Below are 13013 nucleotides of genomic sequence, written 5' to 3' on the forward strand. Positions count from 1 at the left end.
TGTGTTTGTATTTTGTGATGGGCGTAAAGGCCTTATATTGTTACGCATATCATGTGTTCACTACTAAAGCATAGAAATTAGTAGTGAGCGGCGATCTAAGCAATGCAAATGAACTCTGGAGGCGACGGCAAGGTAGGTTGTTCGCCCCACATCAGCGCTGCGCCAGGCGAGCTATGGCGCTCTCAGGCAGCGTCCGTGTCTGTTTTCAACACCTGACAGCGCTGACGCCAAAGGCCCGCCCTGAGCGCCCTCAGAGAGCCTCCAGACAGCAAGACCTCATCCCTGCAGGACTGTCAGAATACGTTCAAGCTCGGAGACTGAGGCGATCCGGAAGCAGATCAGGTCCGCGTTTTCCAACTCGCGCATCGACTTCAGGGCCGAGTGGCGCCCATAGATCGGTTTTCCGTTTGAGCCCTTATTGGCGAACAGCGCTGAGGCTGGTGATGATTGGAAATGCAGCCCCGGCTCAGCAATCAGACCGAGGGCACGCTTGTGCGCCACCCAGAAGTTGACTGGGGTCTTCGGCCCTTTTTCAAACATCACCTCGACCCTGTCGCCATTCTTGCAGCGCAACAGATACCGCGCCGCGAGTTTTCCCTGGTGGCCCGAAGGGTGCTCGATCGCAACCGCTTCAAGACGCTCCAGGCATGCCTTCTTCAACTCTTCCCGATCCATCATGCTGGCTCCCGTTCAGTAAGCGACAACAGTCGTTGTCGGACAAGCCGTTCCCGGCCACGCACGAACTCGGGTAGCATGGAGGCAGTCCAAAGATCCGGCGCGTGCTCAATCAAGTGTCGGTCGCGGTATGCATCACTGCGGCCGGTGATCCATGACTCGAACGGCAGATCGCCTTTCTCGATATTCTCCTGAGCCGGCAGCAGTTGCAGATTGCCAAGTAAATCGACGGAACCAGTGATTTCCCGGATGCGATGTTCGGGCAGATTCATCCCCATCAGAATGCGACGCGCGGCCCTGGCCTTGGGGATGATGTGATCGACATGGTAGATCGTGCCACCCCAATCGAGATCATCGTATAACAGCGACAGGGCGAGGAAGATCTTGGGTTTGCCATATTTCAACTCCAGCAGATCCTCGACGCCACGCTCGTCCAGCTTGGTCATGCGTCCGCCGATCGCCAGCGAGTGATAGAGCTGTTCCTCCGGGAAGTTGCGACTTACATGGCTCGCATCCTTCAATGTCGTGCGCGCGATGGAAATGGTCCTGTCTGATGTTCCGGCGAACACGCCCATCAGCAGGCTGTTGAGAAGCCAGCGCTGAACGGCCCGGGCGTTCTGTCGGTCGAACTCTGACGAACCTCGCAATGTCACGCCCGGCGCGTGGAACAGATACCAGGTGATCGGCAGCACGGCATTCAACGAGGTGAGGTTTTCCGCCGAGATGCCCAATCCGTTCAGGAAACGGAAAGTCCGCTCGATCGCATCCCTGACGGTCGGCCATTTCTGCTCGATCTCGGCGATCGATTGCGTCGTGAAGTTGGACACGTTGTATTTCACGTCGTAGCCACACAGAACGAGGCAGGCCTTCAACACGAAGTCCTTGGTGATCTTGTTGTCGGCGCCAAGGCCATTGTTGATGTGGTCGACAAATCCGAACACCACATCTCGGGCCGAACCGCTTTGCCATTTCGACGTGATCATCGACATCATGAGATCGGACTTCGACAGCTTGGTCCCGCCATCATTGGCACGCACGAAGATGTCCAGAACGCGATCAACGGAGAGGCTGGCCTCAGTGTAGTAGTTGATCACCTCTTCAGCCCAGATGACCTCATGAAGGCGCCGCAGTGTCGTTGTAATGAGCTCGCGCTCAAAGGCAGTCACCCCATGGTGCAGCTTCGCGACTGTATCCTCGATCAGATTGTTCAGTTGCTCTTCTGTGCGATAGTTCAGCATGTCGCCCAGCCGAAACCAATGCCGCCGATAGTCGTTGCGCGGCGGCACCGCATGAAAGCGCAGGCCGTAGCTGACACCAAGATCCGCGCCTTCCTCCTCGTAGTCACCTGAAGGATCCTGAAGCAGGTCCAGGTAAAGGGTCTTTTCCGTCCATGCATCTGCGCTGGAGCGCCGTTTGTATTTCGCCTTCTCGGAAAAGGTGCCGCGAAGAGCGATCAGCAGCGATGTGATGCGTTGCTGACCATCCAGCACCAGCGTGACGTCCCGGCCATCGGCGGAAGCAGTCGGGTTCAGCATCCCCGGCTTCCAGTTCTCGATGAAGTTGTAGATCTTCAACTCCCGCTTAAGGTCATCATCGACGGCCCAGAACATGAAGGAGCTGATCGGGTAGCCCTTCATCAGCGAGTCGACTAGGGTGATGACCTGGTCCGCAGCCCAGACATAGGGCCGCTGGATGGCTGGTAGGAAATACCGGCTGTTCACGTCAGCGAGAAGGTCACCGATCGTGATGGTGGCGTAGCTCATGGATCACCTGTTGTTGTCGCTGCTTCGACTACCGTGCGAGGGAAGTCGGAGGCAGCACGTGGGAAATTGGATTGATGTGAAATGCCGGATGTGGGGGATTACCAGCCCCAGGCAGGAGCCGTGAGGCAACTAAGTGTTTTCATTTACTCGATATTTCCTTCGTTCGGATTCGTTCTTTTCGAGCAACTAGAACAACTGTTCGTGGCGGCATGTCAACCCATGCGGGATGGCTATCCGCATGGATCGGCAGAACGAACACCTTGTGGCAGCTTTCGCAGCCGCGCTCGTGGAGCAGCGCGAAAAAGCACGCCTGACGCAGGAAGAGCTTGCCGAACGAGCCGATGTTTCGGCGCGCTTCATCTCGTTTCTGGAAACCGGCCGCCGACAACCATCGCTCTCGGCCTTGCACGCCCTAAGCAAGGGCCTGGACATGAGCATGTTGGACCTGGTTGCCGAGGTGGAGCGTCAGTTGAAGCAGATACCGGATAGTAGCCAAACCGGTGTTGATAACGATTAGTGCCCCGATTGATCGGAATGCGGTGTAAATGACGTGGCCGCTTGGCTTAGGAACATGCAGACTGCCCGGATGAAGCTACGAAACAGGGTCGCAGCCAATATTCGAGATATTCGCTCGACCAAGGCGCTGAACCAAGAAGCAGCCGCGCGCATCGCACATGTTGACCGTGCGCATGTCGGCAAGATCGAGAATGCACGACATGCCGCTTCACTTGCCACTCTCGAAGGAATCGCAAACGCGCTGGACGTGGATCCAACGAAGTTATTCGGGCCCCGCGAATGCGAAAAAGTATTAGCGAAGAGGGATGACCCAAACTTTCGCCCGTCCCAGTCCGGTCAGGCAACCACAACAACCGCAAAGCAACGTGAAGAGACGTGCGGCAACGGGAGGTTTCATTTGTCCGGATGTGGCGGAGCCAGAACGCACCCCCGCTGAAGCCCCGGTAGAAAGGCGAAAGGGCGCACGGCCAGCCTCGTGGCAAAAGCTGGCGGCGCGCCCCTTGCGGCTCAACGAGCTAGTTCCGAGCTTAGATGATAGCGAGGACCCGGACTTCCTTGATCAGGACCCCAACCTGGTATTCGACCTCGTCGCCGACCTGGGCATCGATCAGAGCCTGGCCGAGAGGTGTGCGAACCCCGACCTGGCCGTTCTCGAGATCATTACCCTCCTTAACGAGGGTGAAGGCGAGCTTGCGTCCCTCCTCGGAGAGGTTCTCGATCCTGACGTAGCTGCCGAGACCGATCGTGGGGACCGCGGTTTCGAGCACCACGCGAGTCGCGGTAGAGGTCTCCCGCTTGACGACCAGGTCGTCGGGGGCCGCGTCGCTCCCTGCATCCTCCTCAGCTTCGCCCTGCGCACGGCTGCAGAGCTCGCCCTGGAAGGAGTTCCCCTGTGCTGCCCTTCTCAGGGAAGGGCTCGGGGCCACGGCGCATTCGGGCTCCTCCGCGATCCGGGTCAGAAAGGCGACCGGGCTGTCTTCCTCGACCTGGTTTCTGGGGGGGCCGGATGCCTTTGCGCGCTCGAGCGCGGCATCGATTGCCTCGCGCAGGCGCTCGACTTGGGTGCGGGGGTCGTTGAACCAATCCGTCGACCAGATCCGGTGGAAGTGCCAGCCGAGATCCTCGAGAACCTCCTGACGAAGCCGGTCGCGATCACGGCTCGACTTGGAGGAGTGGTAGCTCGCGCCGTCGCATTCGACGCCGAGGATGTAGCCGTAGGGCCAATCCGGGTGGCGCACGCCGATATCGATCCGGTAGCCGGCGGCGCCGACCTGGGGCACCGCCTCGCAGCCCATCGCCTCGATCTGCTTGGCCACGTAGTCCTCGAAGGGGCTTTCGGTCTCACCGCCGCTCTGCGCGCGGTCCGGCACCCGGCCCGAGCCGCAATATTCGAGCCAGGCCCGGAACATGTGCACGCCGCGGTTCTTGCTCTCGTCGACGAGGATGTCGGTGGGTTTGAGCGAGGTGAAGGTCACGATCTTCCGCTTGGCCCGGGTGAAGAGCACGTTGAGGCGGCGATGGCCGTGGCTCGAGTTGATCGGGCCGAAGCGCTGGTGCGGGCGTCCGCCCGCCTTCTCGGCTCCGTAGAGCGTCGAGATGAACATTACGTCGCGCTCGTCACCCTGGATCGTCTCGAGGTTCTTGACGAAGAATTCCTCGAGCGCATCGTTGCGCTCCTCCCAGTTACGGACGTAGTCCTCGACATGCTGGTTGCGTTCGCGCTCCCGCTCGAACTCCTCGAGAATGAGCTCCTTCTGGTCGGTGTTCATCGTGCAGACGCCGAGCGAGAGGTCGGGATATTCCCGCATGTGGCGGAGCACAGCGGCAACCACCGCGCGTGCCTCCGTCTCGTTGGTCTTGCCGCGATAGGTCCCGCCGGTCTCGACGAGGTGGACACCGAACTCGGAATCGTCCTCCCTGGCGGACGGGAAGATCGTGAGCTTGCCATCATACATCCACTCGTTCGAGAATGCGATCAGGGCTGAGTGGCGCGAGCGGTAGTGCCAGCGCAGCTGGCGCACCGGCCGGAAAGTCATGTTCGCCATGTCGAGGATGCTCTCGCTGTCCTCGCGCAGGTCCTCATCGGTATCGGAATCGTCCAGCATCTTCTTGAAGAAGCTGGTCGGCGGCAACTGCTTGGTGTCGCCCACGACGACCGCCTGGCGGCCGCGGCTGAGCGCGCCGACGGCGTTCTCGGGCGTCATCTGGGAGGCCTCGTCGATCACCACGAGATCGAAGGCCAGCCCGTCATGGAGATACTGTGCTACCGCGAGCGGCGACATCATCCAGCAGGGCTTGAGCTCGAGAAGCGCCCGGCCAGCACGCCGAGTGAGGTCCCGCACACCGATGCGGTTCCGCTTCTTTCCCATTTCATTGCGGATAAGGCTCATGTCGCTAAACTTCGACTTCAGACCGACATTGGTGCCGCCAGGTGGCCGGGCGTCGGCGATAAGCTGGTTGCGCACGACCCCGCGCGACATCGCGATGAGCTCCCGGTCCTTCTCTGCGATCTCCGCCCGAATACGGTCGAAATCCTCACCGTCATAGCCTTGCAAGCGGTCGGCATCGATCTCGAAGGCGCGATCGGCCATCGCCTTGGCGATGATGGCCCGCGCGATCGGCCCTAGGCGTTCGGGGTCGAATGTGTCGCCCTCGTGGAGAACCCAGTCGACGAGCGTGCCGAAACCGTGCTCGCGCAGCGTTTCTTCACTCCGGCGCAGTCGAGCGCGCTCCATCAGCGAGGACGGGTCGCTCGCCGCGTGCCGGAGGTCGTCGGTGCGAGCCGCGAGCACAGCGGCTCCCCTTGCTTCCTCGGGCAGATCGAGAAGCTCGCCGAAGGTGGCGGCCTCAGCCGAGATCGCCTCATGCCGCTCCCTGAACTCGACCAGCGCGTCAAGAAGGGTCAGAGCCCTTCCGGACTTCAGAATCGAGATCGCCAGGGCCGGATCGGGCGCCGCGACAAGCGTCTCGGCGAGACTGCATTCCAGCGTGAGCGTGTCGGTCTGGGTGCTCACGCCCCGGAACCGGTCGCCAATGATCGTCGATGCCGACGAGGCCTCAATCGCCTCGGTCAGTTCGCTCTCGCGGCGCTTGCGCTTGAGCGTCTCGTCGATTTCGTCGAGCGGGACACTCAAGCGCTGCCCGAAGAGAGCGATATGACCCTTGGCCTCCTCGAGCCGCGTCTTCTCGAGATCGAGCGCCTCCCGCAGCGACGCCTCCTCACGCTCGAGCTCTTCGAGGGATTGCTCAGGCACGTGAACGAGTGCCGCGAGGTCTTCGAGATCCGCGATGTCGCCGCCCTCGAGCGTAGCACGCAGCATCTCGTCCTGCCCGGCGATTTCCGCGCAGGTGGTATAAAAGCTCGCGATCTCTGAAATCGTTGCAGGCACAGTCGCCATGCCGCGGAAATGCTCGCCGAATGCTACCTTGAGCGCGTCATCGGCTTCGAACGCCCGGCGTTTCTCGAGCCAGTCGGCATATGTCCGCAGTCGGTCGGCCATGGTCTCCCGCGTTTCGCCCGCCTGTCCGCCGAGCGTGCCGACGTAGACGTTACGAGCGCTCTTGTAGTCGCTCGACATGAACCGGAACATGCCGGCATCGGCGATCCTGCGCGCCGCCTGCAACAAGCTGGCGGGATCATGTTTGTCGGCCTGGGGCAGAGCCTGTCGGATACGGCCGAGTGCCTCCGAAAGCTCTGCGTGCCGCTTCTGGAACCGCGCCGCCGCGGTGCCGACTTGGCGCATGGGATCGGTCTTGCGCAGTGCCAAGACGGCGTCGGGGGCATCGAGGATGCGCGCCACGTCCGCCTTGAGCTCGGAGAGAGGCTTCTGCGTGCTCTCGGCCCAGTTCGCCGGAAGAGCGCGTGCGGCATCGAGCGCCTTCTCTGTCCAGGCAAGCCTGTTTTCGCACTGGGCGATGCGCTCGCGATGGGCGGCCGGGTCGAGGATGTCGCCGTTCCGGGATGCGAACTCTCTCGCCTCGGAGAGGCGGCCGTCGAGATTCCAGCCCTCAGGGTCGGGCAGCGCGCGCGCCAGCCGTGCCAGGACCGTCTGGCGCTCCTGGACCTGGCCGCAGAGGTCTCGCACAGCGCGCCGACGGCCCGGGTCGGAGAGGGTCTCCACGAGGGCCGGATCGAGAGCATCGCCATGTTCGGTCATCGCGGTGAGCAGAACCTCGAGGCCAGCGAGATCGACCTCGAAGACGGAGGCGCCGAGAAGCGGCGCGAGCTCCGAGACGCGTGCATTGCGCTCGAAAGTATCGAGATCGTCGGCGAGGTGACCCGCGCGGTCGCAGGTGTCCTCCGCGTCGTCGCGGCTGAGGATAGCGGCCCGGGCGTCGAGCCAGAGCGCTGGCATGCGGTTGATCTTGCCGAGCCGCTCGGAAAAGGCTTTGGCATCGGCGACGAGGGCGTCGATCCGTGCCGGGCCGAGGGCTTCCGGGGAGGCGAGCCGGATGCGGCGCACTTCGCGCGGGATCTGCTCGCGGATCTCGCTCGTGGCGATGCCGTGACCGATGACGTCGTAGACGGAATATCCCGAGGTGCCGAAATCGGCGCCGAGGGCATCGAGGTAGTCTTGCAGGGACTGCCGGCGGCGCTCAAGCGCATCCTGGCGGCTGGCGAAGTTGCGGCGGACGCGGTCGTCGGGTCGCTCGATCCCCAGCCGTTCCTCGAGACTCTGGTAGACTTTGTCGCGTGTGCCGCGCCCCGCTTGGAGGGGCAGGATGAACTCGCCGAGTTCGACGGCCTCGAGGCGGTTACGGACGACATCAAGCGCGGTGAGCTTCTCGGCGACGAAGAGGACCTTCTTGCCGCCGGCCAGCGCCGCGGCGATCAGGTTCACGATGGTCTGGCTCTTGCCCGACCCCGGCGGCCCCTCGATGCTGAGGTGCTCACCGTTGGCTACGTCGACGAGTGCCGAGAACTGGGAAGCGTCGGCGTCCATCACCAGGTGCGGCACCTTGCGGGCGACCTCCAGGGTATCGGTGCCGTAGACCTCAGCATAGGTGCTCTCGCCGGAGCCCGTTGTGACTAGGAGAGACTTTACAATCGGATTCTCGGCCAGCGGCCGCGTCGTCGGGTCGAGGTCGTGATACATGGCAATCTTCGAGGACGGAAAGATGCCAAAGGCGACTTCGCGACGAACCTTCCAGTCCCACCCCTTAGGCGCAGCCTCGGCGACCTCGGCGAAATAATCCTCGATTGAACCGGATTCGTAACCCGGAAGCTCGAGACGGTGCTCGGCGGAGAGCTTCTGCTTGAGCGTGGTGTTGACGAGAACGCGGCCTTCGCCACAGATCTTGAATTGTGCGCCCTGCGGCGATTTTTTCCTCTCGATCCGGATCTCGAGAAGGAGGAGGGGGCTGACGTATTTTTCCCGCTCGCCCGAGTTTTTCCATTCGAGGAAACCGAATGCAGCGTGGAGCACGTTGACACCGGTTTCCCGTTCGAAACCACGCCCCTTTTCAAGCAATCCCTTCGCAACGCGGCTGAGCTTGTCGGGAAGCATCAGCGTCTGGATATCGGTGTCGTTGTGCCGCCCATCTTCGTGTTCGTCTTCGGGATAGGGGAGCGCGAAACCCGGCGAGATGCCGTGGGCCCGCGCATGTTCCGCGAGTGAGGGGCTTTCCTTCGTCTGCCGCTCAGGCAGGCCGAGGACCGCGCGCACACGGTCCTTGAGGGCGCGCTCGATCTTCAGTTCCTTCTCGGCATAGGACTTCGTTTCGGGGTCAAGCGCCTCAAGCTCGTCCAGGTAGGTCTGGTCCTCGTTCCGCGCAAGGTGCAACGCGTCAAGGAACTCGTCGGTCTGTTCGTCAGGCAGCTCCTCCTCGAGCGGCGGCAGCGAAACGAGGCGCATGGCCGTGCCGTTGGTAAGGTTGAAACGGAGTATATCAGGCAACTCGTCGACGACGCGGAGAACATTCGTCGAGTTCGGCTTGAACTTGATGTTGATGAGTGGATTGCTGCGGGAGGAGTCCAGCAGACGTTTTCGAAGTTCCTCCAGGCGATCCGCGGCGAGCTGGATGGTCTCGGGACTGGAAAGCGGGTCATAGGAAGTTTCAGTATAACTTGTGTCTGGCATGTATCCTCCGCATGACTTTCCGGTTGATCCGGGCGTCGCCATTTCGCCTCAACCTATGGCACAAAATTTCCGGCGACAATGCTCTCGTGATACCGGACGCCGGTGAGGCGATAACGGAAGGCAATCTCGAAAACGCACGAGCTCTAAGTCAAATTCTTTGCGTTCTTGGGCGAGACGAACGACGTCACTGCGTTTCTTTTCAAACCGGGATCGGCAGTTCATGTTCTTCCCGGAAAAGCCACGGAGAGCCGGTCATGGCAGAGGCACGGAACGAGCCATTCAATGGGGGCATTTCCTTCTGAGAGAGTATGGCGTGACGGGAGAGGCGACGACCGTGTCGGTCCTGATCACACTGCTCCAGCCGCAGCCGTGGGACTGGGCGCAGGCACCGAGTTGGATGCCGGACTCGAGGAATGGATGATCTGTAGTGGTTCAGACTTGCTAAGGCGCTCGCTGAAAGTGCGACGATTGTCATAGCCCCCCCGTTTAGCAAGAAGCACTAGATGCCAGCTAAAGAGACGCTGAGCGATTATGGCACCCCGTGAATTGGTATGGGAGCTTCCGAGGTCAGGATGCTGGCGGCCCCAGAAAGCATCCCCCTCAAGAACATCGAAATTTTCTAGGACTTCGAGTTCTCCATTGTTATGTGCGGTGGCTCCTACCGGGATACAGATCCATTCCTCACCGCGGATCAGACCATTCCGTATGTCGGCAGCGACTGCAGTGCGTCCTCTTCGTCATTTCTGATAATCTCGCGTGCCCGTTTCACCGGAATCCGTGAACGGGAGACAGTCCATTCCTTGCCATGGAGGGTCCGGAGGCCTTTCTCATTCAGGAGCCTAGCGACCTGCGCGTAGGTGGGGGCGAAAGGATCATCAAGGCCACGCAGCACATCTGCGATCCGGCGGACATGCTCACAGGCATTGTTGGAATTTGCGGCAACTCCAAGCGGCTGGGCATCTGTGAGGATCTCAGGATTGCCGAACACGGCTCCTTCTGCACGTTTTCTATCCATACCCTTCTTTGTCGCCCGGGAGATCTCCCCCGCGACCCGTTCATCATGAGCATGGATTGCAGCACGTGAAGCTTCAGCCATCATGTTCAATTTCTTCACGCAGATGACCCTGTCGAGATCCGAAAGCACGGTCCGCAGCTGGTCTTCAAACCCGGCAAACCGAGACAGGCGATCCCAGTCCCAAACGAAAAGATCCGCACCTGCACGAACTGCGAGATCAAGCGCGTTTTTCAATCCCTTACGGCTGTGAAAGCTCTTCTTGCCCACACCAGAGGCGACATCTTCGAAGATCTCGACCAAAGTGTAACCTGCGTGCTCGGCAAAGGTCCGGATAGCAGCCTTCTGGGCCTCCAGGCTGATACCGCTCTCTCCCTGGCCGACCGTGGAAACACGGACATAGCCGACCGCCAACTTTCCGAGATCCATCTTCCTGTTCACCACGTCGTCCACCTTCCTGCTCATATGCTTCCTCGTCCTCCTGTGCTGTAGGTTCATGTAGCTGTATGTAGATATAGCAAGGTAGCTACTGGGATGACGTGAATACCTATCCGATCCCCCCAAGGAAGTCGCACAGCGGCCAGACCGGTGTGACTTCCAAGGGGTGTTGGGTGAAAGGCGAGCGGTGGCGTAAGCTGCGGTAGCAACGGGAGGATGCGCCCCTAGGGCGGAGAGGGCGCAATCGCAGTGGCGCGCCGCCAATGCTCCTCTGGACGATTATGCCAACAGCCACATCCAGCGCCAATCAACGAAGTGGATACCACCCAATTACATGTCCGCAATCGTGAACCGCTGCACCCCGAACTGACTCTTCACTGGTCTACTACCTTGCCGGTATGTCCATGCGTTCTCAGGCGCGTTGTGCACGTCTCTGAGCGTGATCCTCATTCTTTTGCAGATCGATACTCATCGCCCGATGTTCGAGTGACCTGCGCGTGTCTCTGCCACTTGGTAAGAATGTGGCGACATGCAAGGACCATGTTCCTCAGCATAAAAGGGTTCTAGCGACCTTACCGTTCTTCGGGTTTCCGGAAGCACCTTGTTTTATTGGGCTTGTCAGCCGCCAAGGTTTACATTCAGTCCGAAAAAACGAGATTTCGGCCCAGATTTGTCAACTTAAGGTAAACATAGAGACAACCTTTCGGCCTGAAACAGAGAGAGTTCGAGGTCCACAGGTTGACATGGTGCCTGCTCGGGGCCGGTTTATGTCAACCTTTGTCAACCTAGATGGAAACCCTAAACAGGGATCCGGCGAGGCGCGCCTGTCGAGCCATTCCTTGTCGGCATTCCAATGTTACTTCCTTCCCATCCTCTCCAAGACGCACACGGCCTCTTCAATGGGGGCACAGGTCAGAGCATGACCTATCCGAAATCCAAGTCCAGATCAGCTCCACCACAACGTCAACCTGATGGGACAAGGCGTAATAATCCACCCGTGGCGTTGCCGGTTTGTTACAGCAGTTCCCCGACACGGGCCCAGAAGCCCGACTTCCGAAAATGCCGGGTGCGCAGGTCGGCTAGATAATCGTCATGCGGAGAAACGACGCCATAATCCTCAATCCGCGCTGCCAACTCGACACAGTCAACCAGGTGACGGGCGGCGTGCTTGTAGCGGCTGGATCGGGCATCGTTCAGGGTAAAATCGATCATCGCGCGTAACAGGCACGTTGCTGCCAGCGGGTGGCGCTCGGATAATGCATCGGCCGCCGGGGAAAGGTATTCGTAGTGATTGCCGTCGAGCTCCTCAGACCGCTCCAGGATCAGCGCCGCCGCCCGGTCGTGGGCTGGCCATTGAATCAGGAAGCTCAGCGCGAGCAGCAGATCGGGATGGCGCCCGGCGTGGTCCAGCGCCCGGTCCTCGGCCTCGACATCCTCGAAGTCCGGCAGACGTTTTAAAAAGGCGCGCAGGTCATCCGTCGAGAGTTGGCGTTCGAATTCCGACCAGCGCTGTTCCTGTGCTTCCTCGCCCCGGCCGAGCCCCTCAAGCACTTCAAGCCGAGTGTGGTGCCAGTCCTGCGGCACCCAGCGTCGACCATCGGTTTCGGCTGCCTCCAATATTTCGAGTGCCTCTTCAGCCCGGTCCGCCGCCAGGAGCCGGGTCGCGATGCTGGCTGCGATCCCTGGAAGCCGACGGGTCTTGGCGTCGTAACGGGCTAAGTAAGCGTCCACATCGCCTTGGGCGTCGGCGATGTCCCTCAGCGCCATATCGACCGTGCTCTTGCGCGACGTTTCGGCGATTTCCCGGGCGTAGACCGGCCCGTCCGATCCCCAGCCAATGATGTCTTCCTCGTCCTTGGCGGGCTGGGTAACCGGAGCTTGGTCCAGGGCCTCGACAAGAGTCTTCAAGTGGGCCAGCCCGGTCTCCCCCAGCACCGGAACCAGGGTGGCGATCAGATCGTCATACTGGCCGTAGCCATTGTCCTGCAGAGCGGTGAACATCCGGTCTGCCAGTATGTCCGGGGCGGGTGACGCGGCAGCAGCGATCTCTGCGAGATTCTCCACGGCCGTGTGGAACACATGGATCACCGTGCCGCTGGAATCGTCGCACCGACCAAAGACCGGATTGGCCAGCGCCAAGAACCGCCACATGAGGTCGAGCGCTTCCGCCGGATCGTCCAGCATCACCTTCTCGACGATGGCGTGTCTCTGGGCATCAAGATCCTTGATCAGGGCACGCCGCTTGCGCCAATCGACAAAACTCTGCGCCCGCCCGATCTGAGTGATCCGCTTGCGGATCTCGCGCGCGGCTTCCTTCGGGCTGAACGTGCCTGCCAGCTCCAGACGCAGTCGGCGTTTGGCGGTGGCATCACCGGAGCTAATCTCGATCAGAAGTTCGGCCAACCGCGCCGCTCCGAGCGTTTCGAGGTTCTTCGCGTTCAGCGTCTTCTTTGATGCCATGCTCTCCTGGCTCCCTGCCTTGCCGCCGCCTGGAACTCTCTTTGAACTACGAGGGCGCGACAAGGCCAA

General features: G+C 60.7%; 7 protein-coding genes. 2 read left to right on the forward strand and 5 right to left on the reverse strand.

What is annotated here, in order from left to right; genetic code table 11:
- Positions 1–276 precede the first annotated feature (276 nt).
- Positions 277–678, reverse strand: a complete 402-nt coding sequence (locus AB1A62_RS06235) for a hypothetical protein (RefSeq protein WP_366660660.1) — start codon at positions 676–678, stop codon at positions 277–279.
- Positions 675–2438: a DUF262 domain-containing protein gene (locus AB1A62_RS06240; RefSeq protein ID WP_366660661.1), complete on the reverse strand. Its 1764-nt coding sequence runs from the start codon at positions 2436–2438 to the stop codon at positions 675–677. The genes AB1A62_RS06235 and AB1A62_RS06240 overlap by 4 nt, the downstream gene beginning before the upstream one ends.
- 238 nt (positions 2439–2676) lie before the next feature.
- Here AB1A62_RS06240 and AB1A62_RS06245 point away from each other — a divergent pair, with 238 nt between their 5' ends.
- On the forward strand, positions 2677–2955 hold the full coding sequence (locus tag AB1A62_RS06245; RefSeq protein ID WP_366660662.1) for a helix-turn-helix transcriptional regulator: 279 nt from the start codon (positions 2677–2679) through the stop codon (positions 2953–2955).
- Positions 2956–3024: 69 nt separating this feature from the next.
- On the forward strand, positions 3025–3390 hold the full coding sequence (locus AB1A62_RS06250; RefSeq protein ID WP_366660777.1) for a helix-turn-helix transcriptional regulator: 366 nt from the start codon (positions 3025–3027) through the stop codon (positions 3388–3390).
- A 91-nt stretch (positions 3391–3481) separates the two neighbouring features.
- Here the strand turns inward: AB1A62_RS06250 and AB1A62_RS06255 are convergent, their stop codons facing one another.
- The 3 genes from AB1A62_RS06255 to AB1A62_RS06265 form a co-directional block, all read right to left on the reverse strand.
- On the reverse strand, positions 3482–9034 hold the full coding sequence (locus AB1A62_RS06255; RefSeq protein ID WP_366660663.1) for a DUF4011 domain-containing protein: 5553 nt from the start codon (positions 9032–9034) through the stop codon (positions 3482–3484).
- 691 nt (positions 9035–9725) lie between these two features.
- Positions 9726–10499, reverse strand: coding sequence for a recombinase family protein (locus AB1A62_RS06260; RefSeq protein WP_366660664.1), 774 nt, complete (start codon positions 10497–10499; stop codon positions 9726–9728).
- Between the two features lie 999 nt (positions 10500–11498).
- Positions 11499–12944 (reverse strand): DUF6880 family protein, encoded by a 1446-nt coding sequence (locus AB1A62_RS06265; protein ID WP_366660665.1) that lies wholly within the window; start codon positions 12942–12944, stop codon positions 11499–11501.
- Between the last annotated feature and the right edge of the window lie 69 nt (positions 12945–13013).

Origin of the sequence: Leisingera sp. JC11, from assembly GCF_040704725.1 — a bacterium.
Classification (GTDB): Bacteria; Pseudomonadota; Alphaproteobacteria; order Rhodobacterales; family Rhodobacteraceae; genus Leisingera.